This window comes from Nitrosospira sp. Nl5 (assembly GCF_900102495.1).
Classification (GTDB): Bacteria; Pseudomonadota; Gammaproteobacteria; order Burkholderiales; family Nitrosomonadaceae; genus Nitrosospira.
Window position 1 is genome coordinate 64664 of record NZ_FMVQ01000005.1, and the last position, 22159, is coordinate 86822.

15 protein-coding genes, 3 tRNA genes, 3 rRNA genes and 1 pseudogene are annotated in these 22159 nt (G+C 52.4%); 21 read left to right on the forward strand and 1 reads right to left on the reverse strand.

Features of this window, described 5'->3' with window-relative positions; all coding sequences use genetic code 11:
* Positions 1 to 230 precede the first annotated feature (230 nt).
* From thrS to BLP45_RS06820, 14 genes and pseudogenes are all read left to right on the forward strand, one after another.
* Complete coding sequence (gene thrS / locus BLP45_RS06755; protein ID WP_090371066.1) at positions 231 to 2129, forward strand: threonine--tRNA ligase; 1899 nt, start codon at positions 231 to 233, stop codon at positions 2127 to 2129.
* A 36-nt stretch (positions 2130 to 2165) separates the two neighbouring features.
* Positions 2166 to 2690, forward strand: a pseudogene (gene infC / locus BLP45_RS06760) (translation initiation factor IF-3); the annotation flags it as partial.
* Between the two features lie 273 nt (positions 2691 to 2963).
* Positions 2964 to 3161: a 50S ribosomal protein L35 gene (gene rpmI / locus BLP45_RS06765; protein WP_090371068.1), complete on the forward strand. Its 198-nt coding sequence runs from the start codon at positions 2964 to 2966 to the stop codon at positions 3159 to 3161.
* A gap of 13 nt (positions 3162 to 3174) precedes the next feature.
* Complete coding sequence (gene rplT, locus BLP45_RS06770; RefSeq protein WP_090371070.1) at positions 3175 to 3534, forward strand: 50S ribosomal protein L20; 360 nt, start codon at positions 3175 to 3177, stop codon at positions 3532 to 3534.
* Positions 3535 to 3633: 99 nt separating this feature from the next.
* Positions 3634 to 4656, forward strand: coding sequence for a phenylalanine--tRNA ligase subunit alpha (gene pheS, locus BLP45_RS06775; protein ID WP_090371071.1), 1023 nt, complete (start codon positions 3634 to 3636; stop codon positions 4654 to 4656).
* Between the two features lie 123 nt (positions 4657 to 4779).
* Positions 4780 to 7158, forward strand: a complete 2379-nt coding sequence (gene pheT, locus BLP45_RS06780; RefSeq protein ID WP_090371073.1) for a phenylalanine--tRNA ligase subunit beta — start codon at positions 4780 to 4782, stop codon at positions 7156 to 7158.
* A gap of 55 nt (positions 7159 to 7213) precedes the next feature.
* Positions 7214 to 7519, forward strand: coding sequence for an integration host factor subunit alpha (locus BLP45_RS06785; RefSeq protein WP_090371074.1), 306 nt, complete (start codon positions 7214 to 7216; stop codon positions 7517 to 7519).
* Entirely contained in the window at positions 7500 to 7880 is a 381-nt protein-coding gene (locus BLP45_RS06790) for a MerR family transcriptional regulator (RefSeq protein ID WP_090371076.1), read from the forward strand. The genes BLP45_RS06785 and BLP45_RS06790 overlap by 20 nt, the downstream gene beginning before the upstream one ends.
* A gap of 181 nt (positions 7881 to 8061) precedes the next feature.
* Positions 8062 to 8138: transfer RNA gene (locus BLP45_RS06795), tRNA-Pro, on the forward strand.
* Between the two features lie 109 nt (positions 8139 to 8247).
* Complete coding sequence (gene surE, locus BLP45_RS06800; RefSeq protein ID WP_090371078.1) at positions 8248 to 8988, forward strand: 5'/3'-nucleotidase SurE; 741 nt, start codon at positions 8248 to 8250, stop codon at positions 8986 to 8988.
* Positions 8989 to 9284: 296 nt separating this feature from the next.
* Complete coding sequence (locus tag BLP45_RS06805; RefSeq protein WP_090371080.1) at positions 9285 to 9947, forward strand: protein-L-isoaspartate(D-aspartate) O-methyltransferase; 663 nt, start codon at positions 9285 to 9287, stop codon at positions 9945 to 9947.
* Positions 9948 to 10151: 204 nt separating this feature from the next.
* Positions 10152 to 11045 (forward strand): peptidoglycan DD-metalloendopeptidase family protein, encoded by an 894-nt coding sequence (locus BLP45_RS06810; RefSeq protein ID WP_256327733.1) that lies wholly within the window; start codon positions 10152 to 10154, stop codon positions 11043 to 11045.
* Entirely contained in the window at positions 11042 to 12001 is a 960-nt protein-coding gene (gene rpoS / locus BLP45_RS06815) for an RNA polymerase sigma factor RpoS (protein ID WP_090371082.1), read from the forward strand. The genes BLP45_RS06810 and rpoS overlap by 4 nt, the downstream gene beginning before the upstream one ends.
* 372 nt (positions 12002 to 12373) lie before the next feature.
* Positions 12374 to 12805, forward strand: coding sequence for a group III truncated hemoglobin (locus BLP45_RS06820; RefSeq protein WP_090371084.1), 432 nt, complete (start codon positions 12374 to 12376; stop codon positions 12803 to 12805).
* A gap of 178 nt (positions 12806 to 12983) precedes the next feature.
* Here BLP45_RS06820 and BLP45_RS06825 read toward each other — a convergent pair whose 3' ends face one another.
* Complete coding sequence (locus tag BLP45_RS06825; RefSeq protein ID WP_090371086.1) at positions 12984 to 14258, reverse strand: DUF2130 domain-containing protein; 1275 nt, start codon at positions 14256 to 14258, stop codon at positions 12984 to 12986.
* Between the two features lie 299 nt (positions 14259 to 14557).
* Here BLP45_RS06825 and BLP45_RS06830 point away from each other — a divergent pair, with 299 nt between their 5' ends.
* From BLP45_RS06830 to rrf, 7 genes are all read left to right on the forward strand, one after another.
* Positions 14558 to 15175, forward strand: a complete 618-nt coding sequence (locus BLP45_RS06830; protein WP_090371088.1) for a superoxide dismutase — start codon at positions 14558 to 14560, stop codon at positions 15173 to 15175.
* Positions 15176 to 15193: 18 nt separating this feature from the next.
* A complete protein-coding gene (tyrS, locus tag BLP45_RS06835; protein ID WP_090371089.1) occupies positions 15194 to 16399 on the forward strand; it encodes a tyrosine--tRNA ligase in 1206 nt (401 codons plus the stop codon).
* 292 nt (positions 16400 to 16691) lie between these two features.
* Positions 16692 to 18227, forward strand: a 16S ribosomal RNA gene (locus BLP45_RS06840).
* A 123-nt stretch (positions 18228 to 18350) separates the two neighbouring features.
* A tRNA-Ile gene (locus tag BLP45_RS06845) sits at positions 18351 to 18427 on the forward strand.
* Positions 18428 to 18433: 6 nt separating this feature from the next.
* A tRNA-Ala gene (locus tag BLP45_RS06850) sits at positions 18434 to 18509 on the forward strand.
* 385 nt (positions 18510 to 18894) lie between these two features.
* Positions 18895 to 21784 (forward strand): 23S ribosomal RNA (locus BLP45_RS06855).
* 182 nt (positions 21785 to 21966) lie between these two features.
* Positions 21967 to 22079: ribosomal RNA gene (gene rrf, locus BLP45_RS06860) — 5S ribosomal RNA — on the forward strand.
* Together the 16S, 23S and 5S rRNA genes with 2 tRNA genes alongside form the textbook arrangement of a ribosomal RNA operon.
* The last annotated feature ends 80 nt before the right edge of the window (positions 22080 to 22159 follow it).

Genomic DNA, 22159 nt, shown 5'->3' on the forward strand with positions numbered 1-22159 from the left:
CGTTAAACAGAAGCAAGGCAGAGGCTGACGGTTACCGCTTTGTTGGCTCCGGCAGGCTGCATCCACGGTAGTTGTTCGCGTTTCCCCGGATAGGCCTGACGGGTTGAGTTGTTCCGCAATGGGAGCTATGGGAGAATGCGTTGTACGACGCGGGCAGTGGTAAACTTCCGACTCCTGTGAAATTTGAAATGGTTCTGTAGGCTAATCTTCTATTTTATGAAAGGAAAGCGGTGACCGTCATTCGTCTACCGGATGGTTCAGAGCGCAGGTATGAGCAACCGGTGACGGTGGGCGAAGTTGCGGCGTCGATCGGTCCCGGATTAGCCCGTGCCGCGCTGGCGGGCCGGGTGAACGGCAAGTTGGTCGATACATCCAGCCGCATCGAAAACGACAGCGACTTGGCCATTGTCACCGAGAAAGACGCGGAAGGGCTGGAAATCATTCGTCATTCCAGCGCACATTTGCTGGCACATGCGGTGAAAGAGTTATTCCCGGAAGCGCAGGTCACCATCGGTCCGGTAATCGAGGATGGCTTCTATTACGATTTTTCCTACAAGCGTCCATTTACACCGGAAGACCTGGTGGCGATAGAGAAGAGAATGGCTGAAATCAGCGCGCGCAATCTGAAAGTGGAGCGAAAAGTTTGGGAACGCTCCGAAGCCATCAATTTTTTTAAGAATCAGGGCGAACACTACAAGGCCCAGATTATCGAGGCCATACCCGGCAACGAGGACGTTTCACTCTATTCCCAGGGAAATTTTACCGATTTGTGCCGCGGGCCCCATGTACCCACCACTTCCAGGCTCAAAGTATTCAAACTGATGAAGTTGGCCGGTGCTTATTGGCGCGGGGATTCGCGCAATGAAATGTTACAGCGAATTTATGGCACTGCGTGGACCAGAAAGGAAGACCAGGACACGTATTTGCATCGTCTCGAAGAAGCCGAAAAACGTGATCACCGCAAACTGGGCAAGCAATTGGATTTGTTCCATATTCAGGAGGAAGCGCCGGGAATGGTGTTCTGGCATCCCAAGGGCTGGATTATCTGGCAGCAGGTGGAGCAGTATATGCGGAAAGTATTCCGCGATAATGACTATCTCGAAATCCGCACGCCGTTGGTGCTGGACAAAGGGCTGTGGGAGCGTTCAGGGCATTGGGAAAACTTCCGTGAGAATATGTTTACTACGTATTCCGAAGAGCGAGAATTTGCGGTCAAGCCAATGAACTGCCCTGGTCACGTCCAGATATTCAAGCAGGGATTAAAAAGTTACCGTGATCTTCCGTTGCGGCTCGCAGAATTTGGTTCATGTCATCGGAACGAGCCCTCCGGCGCGCTGCACGGCATTATGCGAGTTCGGGGATTTACCCAGGACGATGCGCACATTTTTTGCACCGAATCTCAGGTCCAGGACGAGGCGGTGAAGTTTATTGACTTATTGCGGAAAGTTTATACCGATTTTGGTTTTAACGAGATTCTGGTGAAACTTTCGACTCGCCCGAAAAAGCGCGTCGGGTCGGAAGAACAATGGGACAAGGCAGAAGCTTCGTTGCAATCGGCGCTGGATTACAAGCAGCTCGATTGGGATTTACAGCCGGGGGAAGGTGCTTTCTACGGACCGAAAATCGAATTCTCACTCAAGGACAGCATCGGGCGTGTGTGGCAATGCGGTACTCTACAGCTGGATTTTTCCATGCCGGAGCGGTTGGAAGCTGAATTTGTGGCCGAAGATAATTCCCGCCGGGTGCCGGTAATGCTGCACCGGGCGATTCTTGGTTCGTTGGAACGCTTCATCGGTATCATCATCGAAAACTATGCTGGAGCGCTTCCCCTGTGGCTTTCCCCGGATCAGGCAGTAGTGCTGAACATATCCGAAGGACAGGCGGACTATGCCAGGAAAGTAACCAGCGAACTCAAGCACAACGGCATCCGGGCATATGCGGACTTGAGAAATGAGAAAATAACCTATAAAATACGGGAGCATAGTTTACAAAAATTGCCTTATCAGATCATCGTGGGCGACAAGGAAGTGGCGGCGCAAATGGTCTCCGTGCGGACCCGCGCGGGCTCCAATCTGGGTCAAATGTCTTTAGAGGCGCTGGTTGAACGCCTTAGGGGAGAGATTCCATGAGTGCCGGTGCGGCTTATTTATCAATCGACTTGGGGAATTGCTATAGTTCAGGAAAAAGCAGCGCGCATCAATCAGGAGATTAATGCGCCGGAAGTGCGCTTGATTGGTGTAGAGGGAGAGCAGATAGGCATCGTTACCCTGACGGCCGCCAACACTTTGGCGGAGGAGGCAGAGGTGGATCTGGTTGAGATCGCGCCTACCGCTCGACCTCCAGTTTGCCGCCTGATGGATTACGGCAAATTTCGTTATCAGGAGAGCAAGAAAAAGCACGAAGCCAAGCTCAAGCAAAAACAAATTCAAATCAAGGAAGTCAAATTCCGGCCCAATACCGACGAGGGCGATTACAACATTAAGCTACGAAACCTGATCAGTTTCCTGGAGGAGGGCGACAAGGCTAAAATTACATTGCGCTTTCGCGGGCGTGAAATGGCGCATCAGGAATTCGGCGTGCGCCTGTTGGAGCGAGTGAGAGGCGATCTGGAGCCGCATGCAGTGGTGGAACAGTTCCCCAGAATGGAGGGACGACAAATGGTGATGGTGTTGTCTCCCCGGAAGAAAGAAGTAAAAGCGGTGAAGCCGAAGGAAGCCAAGCCGAAGGTCGTTACAGAAATCGATGGTAATAGTGATAGTGCAACACCGGCCATCGGCACAGGTCCGGCGCCAACGCAGACATAGCGCTACGAAGCCGGTTCGGATCAGCATTACGTCAATTCATCAACGATAGCAGCAAAGCCGTGCGGTGAGAGTGCCCAACGGAAAAACAAGTGATTTCCGGGTTTTAAAAGTGTTCCCTTCAGGAAACACCCGGCGTCATGTTAAAGCAGAGGTGGTGTCATGCCAAAGATGAAAACCAAGAGTGGCGCAGCAAAACGTTTCAAAGTGCGAGCGGGTGGCAGCGTCAAGCGTTCGCAGGCATTCAAGCGTCATATCCTTACCAAGAAGACCACAAAGAGCAAGCGTCAATTGCGGGGAACGGTCGGTGTCCATTGCAGCGATGTAGCGTCTGTGCGCTCCATGATGCCCTACGCTTGAGGAGAAGATTGCCATGCCAAGAGTAAAACGTGGTGTAACGGCTCACGCCCGTCACAAGAAAGTACTGGATTTAGCGAAGGGCTACCGCGGACGCCGCAAAAATGTCTATCGGATTGCCAAGGAAGCGGTGATGAAGGCGGGACAATATGCGTACCGTGACCGCCGTCAGAAGAAACGCGAGTTTCGCGCTTTGTGGATCGCCCGTATCAATGCCGCTGCGCGTGAATGTGGTTTACCCTACAGTGTGTTCATGAACGGTTTAAAAAAAGCGGCGATTGAAGTGGATCGCAAGGTGCTGGCTGATATTGCCGTATTTGATAAACCAGCTTTTGTGAAAATAGTTGAACAAGCCAAAGCTAGTCTGGCTATATAATCGGTAGCAGCGAAAAAGACGCGAGGAGGCTAAAGGCAGAGACGCCTTGCCTCCTTTTTTCTTGTTGAGACTGGGCAACGTGCCCTACTTTGTATTTTCATGAATCTGGATTCCCTCCTCAGTGAAGCCATTAGTTTGTTTAATGGCATAAACGATGCCGTTGAATTGGAGCAGGCTAAAGCTCGCTATCTCGGGCGGAAAGGCAGCCTAACCGAGTTACTGAAGGGATTGGGCAAGCTCTCGCCTGAAGAACGGCCTGTCATGGGTAGCCGCATCAATCAGGCAAAGGAAACGCTGGAAGCAGCGCTTAACCTTCGCCGTGACGCGATACAGAAAAAAAAACTGGAAGCGCAATTGGTGGAGGAAACGTTGGATGTGACGTTGCCCGGACGTGGCTTGGGAACGGGCGGGTTGCACCCGATAACGCATACACTGGAGCGCATCCAGTCGCTGTTTGGTTCGATCGGTTTTGCTGTGGTCTCGGGGCCGGAAATCGAAACCGACTTCTATAACTTCACTGCGCTTAATATTCCGGAAAATCATCCTGCGCGGGCGATGCATGACACTTTCTACATTGATGATGGAAGTGAAGGGCACTTGCTGCGGACACACACTTCACCGGTGCAAATTCGTTACATGCAGAGTAACGCGCCTCCATTAAAGATAATCGCACCAGGACGGGTATATCGCCGTGACTCCGATTTGACCCACACTCCCATGTTTCATCAAGTGGAAGGTTTGTGGGTAGATGAAAACGCCAATTTCTCGGTGCTCAAGGGGGTGTTGGCGGATTTTATGCAACATTTTTTCGAGCGTGACGATTTACCGGTGCGTTTTCGCGCTTCTTTCTTCCCCTTTACCGAGCCTTCCGCTGAAATGGATATTGGCTGCGTAATGTGCCGCAGCGGCTGTCGCGTATGCAGTTACACCGGCTGGCTGGAAGTGCTGGGTTGCGGCATGGTGCATCCCAACGTTTTGAAACATGTCGACATAGACAGCGAAAAATATATGGGCTTTGCATTTGGCATGGGGGTGGAGCGGCTAGCAATGCTGAGGTATGGGGTGAATGATTTGCGGCTATTTTTCGAGAATGATTTGCGATTTCTAAGGCGGTTTAATTGAGGGATTTTTTAAGATTCATGCGAAATCACGGAGTTGAACAAGATGACGTGTACGGTTTTTGAGCTATGGGACAAGGTGTGCTAAAAGAACAGAATCGCCTCCTCTGCGGCAAAACAAGCCCTCATGAAATTTTCTGAAAACTGGCTTCGTACTTTCGTTGATCCGCCGCTATCCGCCAGCGATCTTGCGCATGTACTGACGATGGCGGGTCTGGAAGTGGAAGCTGTCGAACCAGTTGCTCCGGCTTTTAGTAGGGTAGTAGTGGCCGAAGTGTTGTCGGTAGAGAAACATCCCGATGCAGATCACCTCAATGTTTGCCAGGTGGACGCCGGCTCAGCTACTGGCGGTGAACCGCTTCAAATCGTCTGCGGCGCAGCGAATGTTCGTGCCGGAATAAAAGTACCTTGTGCGCTAGCTGGCGCACAGCTGCCTGGCATCGCCATCAACCCGGCGAGTATACGCGGAGTCGAATCCTGCGGTATGTTATGTTCAGCCAGGGAATTGGGGTTGGAAGATGTTATGTCAGGTTTATTGCTGCTCCCGGACGATGCTCCAATAGGTGAGGACTTCCGTGATTATTATGAGCTTGACGACAACCTTTTCACGCTCAAGTTAACACCTAACCGCGCCGATTGCCTGGGGTTATCCGGAGTAGCACGAGAGGTGGCGGCGATTACTTCGGCAAATCTCAATGTGCTTGAAATGAACCCGGTCCCGGGTCAGACCAGTGAAGCGTTGACGGTTCAGGTGGACGCGCCAGATGCCTGTTCGCTTTATTGTGGCCGAGTAATACGTGGTATCTCCCTTGATGTTTCCACGCCGCAATGGATGATCCGCCGGCTGGAACGCAGCGGCATCCGAGCGATCAATGCAGTAGTGGATGTGACCAACTATGTGATGCTGGAGACCGGCCAACCACTTCACGCCTTCGATCTCGAGAAGATTACGGGTGCACTGACGGGAACAATCCATGTGCGCCATGCCAAGTCCGGTGAAACGCTCCAGTTGCTGAATGGAGAAACCCTCACGCTGCAACCCGACATGCTGCTGATCGCCGATGAGGCCAAGGCACTCGCGTTGGCGGGCATCATGGGCGGGAACGAAAGCATGGTAGAGCAGGGCGCAAGTGACCTATTTCTGGAAAGCGCTTTCTTTAGTCCAGGCGTAATTGCCGGGAAATCGTTTCGCCTCGGTTTTAACACTGATTCAGCGCACCGCTTCGAACGCGGCGTGGATTTTGCCGCGACACGCGATGCGCTGGAGCGTGCCACGGCTTTGGTGCTCGCTATCTGCGGGGGCAGGGCGGGGCCGATTACCGAAGTCAAAGGTGCGTTGCCGCAACGCGATCCCATTAATTTGCGATCCAAGCGCGCGGCGCGAGTGCTGGGTATAGAACTCGGTGAAGTCCGGATCGCAGAGCTATTGCAGCGTTTGCGATTCCCTTTTTCTTGCGCTGGCGACGTGTTCCGTGTAACGCCGCCGACTTACCGCTTCGATCTCTCTGTCGAGGAAGACCTGATCGAGGAATTGGCGCGTATTTACGGATACGATCATATCCCTGCCAACTCGCCGCATGCGGCCCTGCGGATACTGCCCGAGTACGAAGCGGTACGCACCCCGTCACAGCCGCGGCAAATCCTCGTGGGACGGGACTATCAGGAGGTCATCAATTATGCTTTCGTGGATGCTTTATGGGAGTTGGAGCTGGCGGGCAACACAACACCGGCGGTATTGAAAAACCCGCTGTCCACTCAAATGAGTGTGATGCGTAGCAGCCTGCTCGGCGGTCTCGTATCCAACTTGCAATTCAATCTTAACCGCAGTCAGGCCAGGGTACGGTTATTCGAGGCTGGACGTTGCTTTATGAGAAAGGGAGAAACCTACGACCAATCGGAAAAACTGGCCGGGCTTTGCTATGGGAACGCCATGGCTGAGCAGTGGGGAGTATCTGCTCGCGAGGTGGATTTTTACGACGCTAAGGCAGATATTGAGGCACTGTTTTGGCCGCTAGCGGTGCGTTTTGAGGCAGCATCTCATCCTGCCTTTCATCCCGGCAAATCTGCTCGGATTCAGGTAGGTGAACAAATCGCCGGTTATGCGGGAGAACTTCACCCTCATTGGCGACAAAAGATTGGTTTGCCAAAATCCGCGGTATTATTTGAACTGGATCTCAAAATCCTGATGACGCGGCCTCCGCGGGTAGCTGCGGAGATTCCAAAATATCCTCCAGTACGGCGCGACATCGCGATGGTCGTCTCCGAGGATGTTACCGTCCAAGCACTGCTGGATTGCATGCAGACTGAGAAATTACCCGTTATTTCAGAAATTTCCCCATTTGATATATATCGGGGCAAGGGAGTGGAAAATGGCAAAAAAAGTCTTGCATTCCGAGTGTTATTGCAAGATACTGAAAAAACGTTAACCGACGCTGAAGCGGACTTGGCCATCGCAAAGTTAATAAATATCCTGGAAAGGCAATTGGGCGCAAGACTACGCGACTGATAAGGAATGGCTGTTTTAGCCGTATCCGAGAATTATATAAACAGTGAGGGAGAGCATGACCTTAACAAAAGCCGAGCTGGCCGATTTGCTATTCGAAAAAGTCGGGTTCAATAAGCGCGAAGCAAAAGACATGGTGGAATCCTTTTACGAGGAAGTTCGTGTCGCGCTCCAAAATGGTGATGGCGTGAAGCTCTCTGGTTTCGGCAATTTTCAGCTGCGCGATAAGCCGCAGCGTCCGGGTCGCAATCCCAAAACCGGAGAAGAAATTCCGATTACCGCGCGTCGCGTGGTAACTTTCCACGCAAGCCAAAAACTGAAGGCGATGGTTGAAAAAAACCAGCATGGAAAACATAATACCTAGCAGCGCTTTAGGGCCCATTCCGGCGAAGCGCTACTTCACGATCGGCGAAGTGAGCGAGTTATGTGGTGTCAAGCCTCATGTATTGCGCTATTGGGAGCAGGAATTCGTACAATTGAAGCCGGTCAAGCGTCGGGGCAATCGCCGCTACTACCAGCATCATGAAGTGCTGCTGATTCGTCGTATTCGGGAACTGCTCTATGAACAGGGTTTCACCATCCATGGCGCGCGCAGCCGGCTGGGGCAGGGCCCGGTTGAATCGGTGCCTGCACTTGCCACTTCAATTGCCGCGCCTTCACCATCGATTGATCTGGGAATGCTACGGCGCGAGATCAAAAGCGTTGTGTCATTGCTCCGGTCTTAAACCCAAAATCCGTCGCTCATTGTCGGTCGAATGTAACGATTCGCAAGGATTTTGGGCGCCACATGATATTCATCTTTATGGGGGCGTATTCAGGTCGCCCTGTTCTGTTCTTTGCCCTCTTCGCGTCACTCACCCAATAGCAATTCCTAACGCCGTGGCTTGTTTGGTATAATCCATTCTTCGGGGCGTAGCGCAGCCTGGTAGCGTACTTGCATGGGGTGCAAGTGGTCGGAGGTTCAAATCCTCTCGCCCCGACCAACCAGATCCACAGGTCGGCTGGTTCTTATGCGCGTCGTTCAGGCTTGATATAGCAATAGCTGATATCTTTTCACCGGATAAGCAAAAAAATCACCTCGGTACTGTTCGAATGCGCATATTGCTCAGCAACGACGACGGGTATTTTGCGCCAGGCCTTGGCTGTCTTGCCGAAGCGCTTTCCGCTATTGCGGATATTATCGTTGTCGCACCGGAGCGCGACCGAAGCGGTGCCAGCAATTCGCTCACCCTCGACCGTCCGCTCAGCCTGCACAAATCCCATAATGGTTTCTATTACGTCAATGGCACGCCCACGGACTGTGTGCATCTGGCGGTTACAGGCATGCTGGACGCATTGCCTGACATGGTGGTATCCGGCATCAATGATGGTGCTAACATGGGTGACGACACTCTTTATTCCGGCACGGTAGCGGCCGCCACAGAAGGTTTTCTGCTGGGTATTCCTTCTTTTGCCATTTCTCTTGCCGGTTTTTCCGCCGGAAACTTTCCTACCGCCGCCCGTATCGCCGCAGAGATGGTGCAACGTTTTGAGGGCGATAAACTCCACGGACCGGTACTGCTGAACGTGAATGTGCCCGATGTTACTTATGACGAGCTGCAAGGCATAGAGGTAACCCGGCTTGGCCGCCGTCACAAGGCCGAACCAGTAGTCAAATCCCAAAGCCCACGTGGCGAAACGGTGTACTGGGTAGGCGCGGCCGGGTTGGCGCAGGATGCTGGTGAAGGTACGGACTTCCTCGCGGTTGAGCGGAATCGGGTATCGGTAACCCCATTGCAAATCGACTTGACCCGATATGGGCAGATGGAGGCGGTAAAGCAGTGGCTAAAATAGCAACGGAAGTATTTCCTGTTGTCTCGGATGGTTAAGCATCTGTTCAGGGATATTTAGTTGAACCTAAATCCGGCAGTTGATCGCTCATTTTAATTTAGCGCAATGATGCATAAAGACTTTCTGTATCATTTGATTTTCACCTGTAAGGTGAGTTCGCTACAGGGCGGATTGCACGGTTTTTGCGGTACATGGCGGCGTTGCAACTTCTTGGAATGGAATGACCATTCCGCGTCGTTGCGGCTAGCCCTGCACCCCAAAAACCGCACACTCCACCCTGTCCAACTGCCGGATTTAGGTTGAACGCTCATCATTCCGGAATCGGTATGACTTCCCAGCGTACCCGTGTACGCATGATTGAGCGCCTGCGCACGCAAGGTATCGTTGACGAAGTGGTTCTGGCGGCGATGAACGCCATTCCTCGTCATATCTTCGTGGAGGAAATCCTGGCGAGTCGCGCCTACGACGATGTCGCCCTACCCATCAATTTTGGCCAGACCATTTCAAGCCCGTTTATCGTGGCGCGCATGAGCGAATTACTGCGCGCAGGGTCAACTCTCGGCAGAGTGCTTGAAATTGGTTCCGGCTGTGGTTACCAGACAGCGGTATTGGCTCAGCTTGCGCGCGAAGTCTACTCGGTCGAACGCATCGGACCATTACTTACCCGTGCTCGCATCCGTTTGCGGCAGCTGCGTCTCAACAATGTTCGCCTGAAACACGGCGACGGCTTTCTGGGGCTTTCTGAACCTGCGCCGTTTGACGGCATCGTCCTCAGCGCCGCGACTGCGCATACTCCTCATCAACTGCTGGAGCAACTGGCGGTTGGCGGCAGGATGGTTTTTCCCAAAGGAAGCGGAGAGCAGTTTTTGTGCGTTATCGAACATAATTCGCAGGGTTACACTGAGACAATGCTGGAAGAGGTGAGGTTCGTACCGATGGTGCCGGGTATCTTGAAAGGTTAAGTAATGCAGAACCGAAGGATAAGAATGAGGAACAAGAGAACCGGGCCGGTCCATCTGAACAATGGCGCTTTACTTCAGGCAGTTATGATGCGCTCTCGGCCCGCATTCCTTTCAGGAAGATTTTTTTCTTCGACTTTTTATTGTTCATCGCTCATTCTCTGTCTGGTGGTTGCGGGTTGCGAATCTACCCCGCAGCGCGCGCCTGTGACTGATGTAAACGTGGTGGAGTCCCAGAAGATTACGGAAAAACCGGATACAGTTCCGGAAACGGACGGTCAGCGGCCCAATTTTTATACCATACAGAAGGGCGACACGCTTTACAGCATTGCGCTGAACCATGGCATTGATCAAAAAGATCTAGCCCAGTGGAATAATATCCAGGACCCGGGCGCCATCCATATCGGTCAGCAGCTTAATTTATCCTCGCCTTCTCAACTGGCGCAACCCTCCCTATTCCCCCTTTCTGAGCCCACGCCCCCTTCCGCGCCAGGAATGGCTGTGCCGAACACCATTCCGCCGTTTGAAGATAAGCATGCGGTGAATACCGATAAGCTTAAGGTCGAACCCAAGGCGTTCAAGCTACCCTATTCGGAACAGGCGGTAGCGCTACTGAAGGGGGGAGCGGTGCCCGCGGCGGTTGTGCCAAAGATTGATGTGCCGGCCGGAAAAAATGTTGAAACCGGCATTAGCCCCGTGCCCTCGACCCTCGACGCGATGCGTGGCGAGGATAGCCTAGAATGGATCTGGCCCGCCAAGGGCAAGGTATTGGAAGGTTTTTCGGAAAGCACGAAAGGTATCGATATCGCGGGCAAACCGGGGCAGGCGGTCTCGGCATCCGCCGCAGGCAAAGTGGTGTACAGCGGCGCGGGATTACGCGGCTACGGCAAGCTCATTATCATTAAGCATAACAATACCTACCTCAGCGCGTATGCCCACAACAACAAACTTCTGGTGAAGGAAGGGCAAACGGTGGCTAAAGGACAAAAAATTGCTGAGATGGGAAATACTGACGCTACGCTGGTAAAGCTTCACTTCGAAATTCGCAAGAATGGGAAACCAGTGGATCCGCTAAAACACCTGCCCGGAACATCCGGATGAGCTACCGCCTCCATCGTGACGATGACGAACCGCCCGAGACGGACCCGCCCGAGCGGGATAACGCATCATCTGAGGGCTCCGAAGAAACGCCATCCAAAGGAGGGAACGAAACGCTCGGCGACTTCCTTTTGACCGACGTCACCCAAATTTATTTCAACGAAATCGGCCATAATGCGCTCTTGACCGCGCAGGAAGAAGCGATTCTGACACGCCTGGTGAAGCAGGACGATTTCGCGGCTCGCCAGAAAATGATCGAATGCAACTTGCGGTTGGTGGTGAATATCGCTAAACACTATACCAATCATGGAGTAGCGCTACTGGACCTGATCGAAGAAGGCAATATGGGCATGATGCACGCGCTGGACAAGTTTGATCCGGAACGCGGGTTCCGTTTTTCAACTTACGCTACGTGGTGGATACGTCAGAACATTGAACGTTGCATTATGAACCAGTCGCGTACTATTCGCCTGCCGGTGCATGTCATTAAAGATTTGAACATCATTCTACAAGCGTCTCGTCATCTGGAAGCACATACAGGCAAGGAACCCAAAGCGGAAGATGTCGCGCACTTGCTGGGACGCCCGGTAAAAGAGGTGCAGCGGATGCTGTCCCTGAATATGAGCATGATGTCGTTGGATGCGCCGCTCGATATTGACCCATTACTGTCCGTCGGCGACGTCATGGCGGACGATCAAACTCCCGGTCCTGATCTCATGCTTGAAAAGTCTGAAATCAGATATCGCGTGCGAGAGTGGCTTAACCGGCTAAATGACAAACAACGATACATCATCGAGCAGCGCTACGGCCTCAACGGTGACGAAACGCAAACGCTGGAACAACTGGCGGAGAGACTCGATCTCACGCGTGAGCGCGTGCGCCAGATTCAGCTGGAAGCATTGCAAACATTGCGCGTAATATTAAGATGCGACGGTGTGTCGAAGGATGGGGTGTTTTAGCAGATAGCGCCGAGGGAGTGCCGCAGCGGTATATTTGCCTGCCTTTTTAGCCAATGGAACAGGAGCAGTCTTCAATCCTCAAACTGTCCTTGCCCGCTTTTTGCTCAAACCCTTCACTCCGGCAAGACTGCCGTAACCACCAAGTCGGCGGCATGGACAAGTGGTTTGTCCCTTCGAATTCCCTTTAGAACAATTCCCTTTAAACCGCTTTGAATCTTAAATCAGCGGACTTGTCACATTAAGATATGTTTAAAGTGCAAATATTGGTATCATTGGCGGCCACGCGCGTAACCGCGCAAGCTTTGTAGATGAAGACTTTTTTAACCAACAACCGCAACATATAGCGGCGGTTATTATTTCCGGGGACCACTTATGAATATGTCACACCCAGAGTTTACGGCACCTAATCCCGATCTGTGTACCGAAGAGGAGATTTCACGGCTGGTTCATGCCTTTTATGCAAGAGCCAGAAAAGATCCCTCGCTGGGACCGATCTTTGAAGCACATGTTACCGACTGGGACGCGCATTTTGTGCAAATGATCAATTTCTGGTCAATGAAGTTACGTGGAACCAGCCGTTTCCGCGGGGCGCCCATGCCCAAGCACGTCGCCCTGCCGGGACTTACCCCCGAATTGTTCGAGCGGTGGCTGCAACTCTTCCACCAAACGACAAGCGAGATGGGAAATCCGGTTTTGCAATTCAACGCGGATACGCTAGCTTTTCACATCGGCGGCAGACTGTGGCTGAGATATCAAATGGAGCGCTACCCCGACAGGCAGCTGGTCGAACTCAGTGGAGCGTAATTTCCGGCCGATGTGAACGACCTGAGTTTGTGAGTATTCTGTTCGGTTTCTTCCGGTCCTGGCTTAAGCCACACAACCTGGCCGGATGATTTACCGAACAGAACGTGATTCCCTTTACTGTTCAGCTTCTTTCCCCCTTGGTCTTAGCTTGGCAATACGCTGCTACGATCACCATTATTTACTCGCTCAAACCCAGGCTTTTCAATTCAAGTCCCTCGATTTCCTGCAACGATTTGCCCGCGATTCCTTGCAGGTCTCCGTACATCCCCACCGTCGCGCCCATCACACGCATAATTTGTTCTTCCCGCTTGGCCCATTGCTTCATTATCGCTTTGCGTTCTTTATCCAGGTCGTCCTGCATGGTGGAAAACGCTTCGACGATAGCTTCCACGCGCTGACGGAAACGCGGGCCGGTAAGGTACTGGTAGATCATCTCGGTTTTGGTTTGCAGGCCTTCGGAAGATTGTCGGGCAAGAGCAAGTTCCAGCAGTGATTGCCGCAGGATAAGCGCCACCGGCAACGCAGCGCGGGGATGCGTCACCCAGATGCCATCAACCATTTCAAAAGTTTCCACGCCTTTCGGCAATATATGGCTCACAATGACAGCAATTTCCGCTTTTGCGGTACGCTGATCTTCGCGCAATTTGGCCAGCCATAAATCGCTCCAGTTTCTGGTACGCTTGGTTTCCCATAGAATGGTGCCGCCCAATTGCCCGCCGGTACCAATGACGCGGTGCAACACATCTCCGCCATAGTCTCCCTTGGGTACCGGCTCGATCGCGTCGAAAGGGAATTTGGCGCGCAACAGATTCTCAAGCGCAAGCTCCTGCACTTCTCCTTGCAATTGCTGTGAACCCTGCTCGGCTCTACGCTTCAGTTCTTCGATCTTTTGTTGCATGGAGGCGATGGTGTGGTCTTTTTCCATTACCTTGAGCTTGAGTCCTTCCTCCGCTTCCCGCCTGGCGTGAGCGCGTACTTCGGTTAGCCCATCCTGAACGCGTTTTTCCACAGTGAGTTCAAGCTCCCGCCTGGCATCGTCGAGTTCACGCTGCTTTTTTATAAGCTCGGCTTGCACCTTTTGGGCTGCAGCCAGCTTCTCATCGCGGCCTTTGAGCACTTCCTGGAGCTCGGCAAGTTCACGTGCCTTGTTCTCCAGTTCGGCGGCATTGGCAAGCTTTGCTTTTCTCGATTCATCGGCAATGACGCGGATGCGTTCGGCATTCACCTGTGTGGCGACCCGATCGGCTATCTGATTATCCAGCGTGCGCCTGGACTCCGCGATTTCCTTCTCTTTTTGGCGAATATCCAGTTCGCGCCCGGCGATTTCCTTGTCTTTCTGCAAGAGTTGCTGCTCGAACTGCTTGCGTGTGGCGTCGATCAGCGGTGCGGCGAGCGACTCTGTGAGCCGGATTTCAGCTTTACAGTTGGAGCAGGTAATGGTGGGTTCCGTCATGTTTTGTTCCTGAAGTAGCAAAGGTGCCGGATTCTTTTGTTCGTTTGAGATGGAGATAATTCCTGGATTATAGGGCAAGCGGTGGGCCGCTCGTGTGTAAGCGGACATATTTCGAATATACTTGCGTTGACACTCGCCAGACAGGGGATAACGATTCAGCGTTCAGGATGGGAGGGGGACCGGGGACATCCTTGATCTATCTTTCCTCCAAAATTAGTTATACTCAAGGTGTTGGATTCCAATACGAGAAAAAATGATAACGGATCGGATTTTTTTGTTACCACATAGGAGCGAAAACGATGAGCAACCAAAAGACTGGAAGTGCGCCGCACACCCTGCCACCTCTGCCTTACGCGGATAATGCGCTGGATCCTGTCATTTCCGCCAATACGCTAAGCTTTCATTACGGTAAGCATCACAAGACTTATGTTGACAACCTGAACAAGCTGATTGCCGGTACGGAGCTTGCGGATTTGTCCCTGGAGGAGATCATTGCTTCAACAGCCGGCAAGGCGGATAAGACCGGGGTTTTCAATAATGCGGCACAAATCTGGAATCACACGTTCTACTGGAAGAGCCTGTCCCCGAAAGGCGGCGGTGAACCCCCCGCGGCTTTGAAGCAAAAAATCGAGACTTCCTTCGAGACCGTGGAAGCATGCAAAAAAGAACTGGCAGCTGCGGCAACGACTCAGTTCGGGAGTGGCTGGGCGTGGCTGGTGCAGGATGGCGGCAAACTCAAAGTGGTCAAGACGAGCAATGCTGATTTGCCTCTGACCAGTGGATTAAAGCCACTACTGACTATCGATGTATGGGAACATGCCTATTACCTGGATTACCAGAACCGGCGCGTGGATTATGTCAACGCCGTGCTCGACAAGCTGATCAATTGGGGTTTTGCGGCGGACAATCATGGGTAGCGTGCCCCGCGGGCTACTGTGACCACGCAAAACTCAGAACAGCTGGAAGTTATCAAGCGCGGTTGTAGCGAGCTCCTGGTAGAAGAGGAGCTCGAGCAGAAACTTGCGTTAAATCGGCCACTCAGAATCAAGGCCGGATTTGATCCAACAGCGCCGGATTTGCACCTGGGTCATACCGTTTTGCTCAACAAAATGCGTCAACTGCAGGATTTAGGCCATCATGCCTTATTCTTGATTGGCGATTTCACCGGCATGATCGGTGATCCCAGCGGCAAAAATACGACCCGTCCCCCTCTCACGCGCGAACAAGTGGTCGAGAATGCGCAATCCTACGCAAACCAGGTTTTCCGGATACTCAGGCCGGAGCAGACCGAAGTGGTATTCAATTCCACCTGGATGGATACGCTCAATGCCGCCGATCTGATCAAGCTGGCAGCCACTCATACCGTTGCGCGCATGCTGGAACGCGACGATTTTGGCAAGCGTTATCGAAGTAACAAAGCGATCGCCATTCACGAATTTCTGTATCCGCTAATCCAGGGCTATGATTCGGTTGCCCTCAAGGCGGATATTGAACTGGGCGGCACTGATCAGAAATTCAACCTGCTGATGGGACGGGAATTGCAAAAGCATTTCGGGCAATTGCCGCAGTGCATTCTTACCATGCCGCTTCTGGAAGGGCTGGATGGGGTTAACAAGATGTCCAAATCGGCTGGCAACTACATCGGAATTACGGAGAGTCCCGGAAACATTTTCGGCAAGCTGATGTCTATTTCCGATGAATTGATGTGGCGGTACATTGAACTGTTGTCGTTTGAGCCGCTGAATATTATTCGCCAGTGGCAGCAGGACGTGAGGAATGGGGGTAATCCGCGCGATATAAAGGTAACGTTCGCCCGGGAGATCGTTACCCGTTTTCACAGCAGAAAAGATGCGGAAATTGCCTTGGCCGACTTCGAGGCGCGCTTCAAACGCGGTGCATTGCCGGAAGACATGCCGGAGAAAATGCTGTATGTTGAGAAAGAAGGGTTGGCCATTGCCCAGTTACTCAAACAAGCCGGGTTAACAGCAAGTACCACAGAGGCACTACGCATGATTGAGCAAGGCGGTGTAAAATTAAATGGCGAAAGGATCAGCGATAAAACTTTTAGCCTGCCCCGTGGTCAAACTGTTATAGTACAAGTTGGCAAGCGGAAGTTTGCCAGAGTAACAATCTCCGAATAAAAATAAAAAAGTTTATCAAAACCCTTGACCGGGTATCTGGTGTCTGTATAATCCCGCCTTTCGTTGTCTGGCTAGAAGTTTTCAGGCAGCATTGCTCTTTAAAAATTTACAGCCGATAGGTGTGGGCACTTGACCGGGACACCCGGCTATTTTGTCTTTCGGGGCGGAATATCCGGGTAGCTAAGAGTTGAAGTGCTCGCACGATGTAACAAAATTCCGGCGGCTATCTTGATGATATCGGGGTAGAAGCTGGAATTGCAGTAACACGTCAAGCGAGAGTTTTACCAGTATTGAACTGAAGAGTTTGATCCTGGCTCAGATTGAACGCTGGCGGCATGCTTTACACATGCAAGTCGAACGGCAGCACGGGGGCAACCCTGGTGGCGAGTGGCGAACGGGTGAGTAATGCATCGGAACGTATCTTTAAGTGGGGGATAACGCATCGAAAGATGCGCTAATACCGCATAATCTCCGAGGAGAAAAGCAGGGGATCGCAAGACCTTGCGCTTTTGGAGCGGCCGATGTCTGATTAGCTAGTTGGTGGGGTAAAGGCTTACCAAGGCTTCGATCAGTAGCTGGTCTGAGAGGACGACCAGCCACACTGGGACTGAGACACGGCCCAGACTCCTACGGGAGGCAGCAGTGGGGAATTTTGGACAATGGGGGAAACCCTGATCCAGCCATGCCGCGTGAGTGAAGAAGGCCTTCGGGTTGTAAAGCTCTTTCAGCCGGAACGAAACGGTCACGGTGAATAACCGTGACTACTGACGGTACCGGAAGAAGAAGCACCGGCTAACTACGTGCCAGCAGCCGCGGTAATACGTAGGGTGCAAGCGTTAATCGGAATTACTGGGCGTAAAGCGTGCGCAGGCGGTTTTGTAAGTCAGATGTGAAATCCCCGGGCTTAACCTGGGAACTGCGTTTGAAACTACAAGGCTAGAGTGTAGCAGAGGGGGGTGGAATTCCACGTGTAGCAGTGAAATGCGTAGAGATGTGGAGGAACACCGATGGCGAAGGCAGCCCCCTGGGTTAACACTGACGCTCAGGCACGAAAGCGTGGGGAGCAAACAGGATTAGATACCCTGGTAGTCCACGCCCTAAACGATGTCAACTAGTTGTCGGGCCTTAACGGGCTTGGTAACGCAGCTAACGCGTGAAGTTGACCGCCTGGGGAGTACGGTCGCAAGATTAAAACTCAAAGGAATTGACGGGGACCCGCACAAGCGGTGGATTATGTGGATTAATTCGATGCAACGCGAAAAACCTTACCTACCCTTGACATGTACCGAAGCCCGCTGAGAGGCGGGCGTGCCCGAAAGGGAGCGGTAACACAGGTGCTGCATGGCTGTCGTCAGCTCGTGTCGTGAGATGTTGGGTTAAGTCCCGCAACGAGCGCAACCCTTGTCATTAATTGCCATCATTCAGTTGGGCACTTTAATGAAACTGCCGGTGACAAACCGGAGGAAGGTGGGGATGACGTCAAGTCCTCATGGCCCTTATGGGTAGGGCTTCACACGTAATACAATGGCGCGTACAGAGGGTTGCCAACCCGCGAGGGGGAGCTAATCTCAGAAAGCGCGTCGTAGTCCGGATCGGAGTCTGCAACTCGACTCCGTGAAGTCGGAATCGCTAGTAATCGCGGATCAGCATGTCGCGGTGAATACGTTCCCGGGTCTTGTACACACCGCCCGTCACACCATGGGAGTGGGTTTCACCAGAAGCAGGTAGTCTAACCGCAAGGAGGGCGCTTGCCACGGTGAGATTCATGACTGGGGTGAAGTCGTAACAAGGTAGCCGTAGGGGAACCTGCGGCTGGATCACCTCCTTTCTAGAGAAGATCCCTGTTCAAGTGTCCACAACCTATCGGTTGTTCTAAAAAGCAGGGCTAGGGGCTAAGGACCAGAGGGCTAAAAAATCAAGAACGCCCCGCCCTATTCTTGAGCTTTGTTCAGGGTCTGTAGCTCAGTTGGTTAGAGCACACGCTTGATAAGCGTGGGGTCGGTGGTTCAAATCCACCCAGACCCACCACTAATCGGGGGTGTAGCTCAGATGGGAGAGCACCTGCTTTGCAAGCAGGGGGTCATCGGTTCGATCCCGTTCACCTCCACCAGTTCAGAAGTCGAGAGCAACATATTTTAGAAAGCAGAAGTAAGCGAAAGCGTTTACTTCTGGTTTTTAACCAGCGGCTGTATTGCAGGGATAGCGGCAGGAAGCATCGAGTGTTTTACATCACTCTTTATTTCTTACCTTGTCCCGATGTTCTTTAACAATTTGGAAGAAGTAAAATATTTCGCATCAGCGAATGCGTGCCTTTTTGATCGGGCTGCGCGCTCCCGGATGCGGAATAATGGGTATGATTGTATCGACGTATCGCATTTTTAGTCGGATGCGATACGAGCAAACACCTGTAACCAACTGGTTTGGAAGAGGGGATTGAGTGCGGCGGTTCTTGGCCGGTTTTCAATTTTCTATTTCCCAAGCCCTCAAGGTTATAGGATCAAGCGAATAAGTGCATGTGGTGGATGCCTTGGCGATTACAGGCGATGAAGGGCGTGGTAGCCTGCGAAAAGCTCCGGGGAGCTGGCAAACAAGCTTTGATCCGGAGATGTCCGAATGGGGAAACCCGGCCCGCAAGGGTCAACCTTGGCTGAATACATAGGTCAAGCGTGGCGAACCTGGCGAACTGAAACATCTAAGTAGCCAGAGGAATAGAAATCAACCGAGATTCCCAAAGTAGTGGCGAGCGAAATGGGAGCAGCCTCCAATTTTTAGCACTCGAATTAGCCGAGCCGTCTGGAAAGTCGGGCCATAGTGGGTGATAGCCCCGTAGGCGAAAGTTTGAGTGTGGAACTAGGATTGGGACAAGTAGGGCGGGACACGAGAAATCCTGTCTGAATATGGGGGGACCATCCTCCAAGGCTAAATACTCGTAATCGACCGATAGTGAACCAGTACCGTGAGGGAAAGGCGAAAAGAACCCCGGGAGGGGAGTGAAATAGATCCTGAAACCGCATGCATACAAACAGTGGGAGCGGACTTGTTCCGTGACTGCGTACCTTTTGTATAATGGGTCAGCGACTTACATTCAGTAGCGAGCTTAACCGAATAGGGGAAGCGCAGCGAAAGCGAGTCTTAATAGGGCGATTAGTTGCTGGGTGTAGACCCGAAACCAGATGATCTACTCATGGCCAGGATGAAGCGGGGGTAACACCTCGTGGAGGTCCGAACCCACTAATGTTGAAAAATTAGGGGATGAGCTGTGGGTAGGGGTGAAAGGCTAAACAAATCTGGAAATAGCTGGTTCTCTCCGAAAACTATTTAGGTAGTGCCTCACGTATCACCTTCGGGGGTAGAGCACTGTTATGGCTAGGGGGCCGTTTAGGCCTACCAACCCATGGCAAACTCCGAATACCGAAGAGTGCGAGCGTGGGAGACAGACATCGGGTGCTAACGTCCGGTGTCGAAAGGGAAACAACCCAGACCCTCAGCTAAGGTCCCAAAGACACAGTTAAGTGGCAAACGAAGTGGGAAGGCTAAAACAGTCAGGAGGTTGGCTTAGAAGCAGCCATCCTTTAAAGAAAGCGTAATAGCTCACTGATCGAGTCGTCCTGCGCGGAAGATGTAACGGGGCTCAAACTGTGCACCGAAGCTAGGGATCTACACGCAAGTGTAGATGGTAGGAGAGCGTTCCGTAGGCCTGCGAAGGTGGCTTGAGAAGGCTGCTGGAGGTATCGGAAGTGCGAATGCTGACATGAGTAGCGATAAAGGGAGTGAAAGGCTCCCTCGCCGTAAGCCCAAGGTTTCCTGCGCAACGTTCATCGGCGCAGGGTGAGTCGGCCCCTAAGGTGAGGCAGAAATGCGTAGCTGATGGGAAACTGGTTAATATTCCAGTACCTTTGTTCAATGCGATGTGGGGACGGAGAAGGTTAACTCGGCCGGGTGTTGGATGTCCCGGTTTAAGCGTGTAGACGTGCTGCTCAGGCAAATCCGGGCGGCTTAGTTGAGGCGTGATGACGCAACGCCCCTCGGGGCGCCAAGTGAGTGATACCCTGCTTCCAGGAAAAGCCACTAAGCTTCAGTTGAATGAAGACCGTACCGCAAACCGACACAGGTGGGCGGGATGAAAATTCCAAGGCGCTTGAGAGAACTCAGGAGAAGGAACTCGGCAAATTAACACCGTAACTTCGGGATAAGGTGTGCCCCCGGTACGTGTAGCGCCTCGCGCGTGAAGCGGATGGGGGTTGCAAAGAAATGGTGGCTGCGACTGTTTAATAAAAACACAGCACTCTGCAAACACGAAAGTGGACGTATAGAGTGTGACGCCTGCCCGGTGCCGGAAGGTTAAGTGATGGGGTGCAAGCTCTTGATCGAAGCCCCGGTAAACGGCGGCCGTAACTATAACGGTCCTAAGGTAGCGAAATTCCTTGTCGGGTAAGTTCCGACCTGCACGAATGGCGTAACGATGGCCACACTGTCTCCTCCTGAGACTCAGCGAAGTTGAAATGTTTGTGAAGATGCAATCTCCCCGCGGCTAGACGGAAAGACCCCGTGCACCTTTACTGTAGCTTTACATTGGACTTTGACAATATCTGTGTAGGATAGGTGGGAGGCGTTGAAGTGGGCTCGCCAGAGCTCATGGAGCCGACGTTGAAATACCACCCTGATGTTGTTGAGGTTCTAACCTAGGTCCATTATCTGGATCGGGGACCGTGTATGGTAGGCAGTTTGACTGGGGCGGTCTCCTCCCAAAGTGTAACGGAGGAGTACGAAGGTACGCTAGGTACGGTCGGAAATCGTGCTGATAGTGCAATGGCAAAAGCGTGCTTGACTGCGAGACTGACAAGTCGAGCAGATGCGAAAGCAGGTCATAGTGATCCGGTGGTTCTGTATGGAAGGGCCATCGCTCAACGGATAAAAGGTACGCCGGGGATAACAGGCTGATTCCTCCCAAGAGTTCATATCGACGGGGGAGTTTGGCACCTCGATGTCGGCTCATCACATCCTGGGGCTGTAGCCGGTCCCAAGGGTATGGCTGTTCGCCATTTAAAGTGGTACGTGAGCTGGGTTTAAAACGTCGTGAGACAGTTTGGTCCCTATCTGCCGTGGGCGTTGGAAGTTTGAGTGGACCTGCTCCTAGTACGAGAGGACCGGAGTGGACGCACCTCTGGTGTACCGGTTATGACGCCAGTCGTATCGCCGGGTAGCTAAGTGCGGAAGAGATAACCGCTGAAAGCATCTAAGCGGGAAACTCGCCTCAAGATGAGACTTCCCGGGGGTTAAACCCCCCTAAAGGTTCGTCGAAGACCACGACGTTGATAGGTCGGGTGTGGAAGCGCAGCAATGTGTTAAGCTAACCGATACTAATTGACCGTGCGGCTTGATCCTATAACCTTGAGCAAGGCATGAAAGTGGAGAATAAAAGGGCGCGGATTTGCCCTTCTCCACAGATGCCGGGCAAGGTGTTTGCCCGGATACAATCATCCCAATTTTACTTCTTCCAGACTGTGGTTTGCGATCGGATAACCGGTATTGATGGTTTTGGTCGTTAGCCATATTAAAAAGTTACGCTTGGCGGTCATAGCGCTTTGGATCCACCCCTTCCCATCCCGAACAGGGCCGTGAAACGAAGTCGCGCCGATGATAGTGTGCATTCGCATGCGAAAGTAGGTCACTGCCAGGCACCTTATAATAAAAAAGCCCCGACTCTTACGAGCCGGGGCTTTTTTATTATACAAGCGATACCGCGAATAAAACGGATGT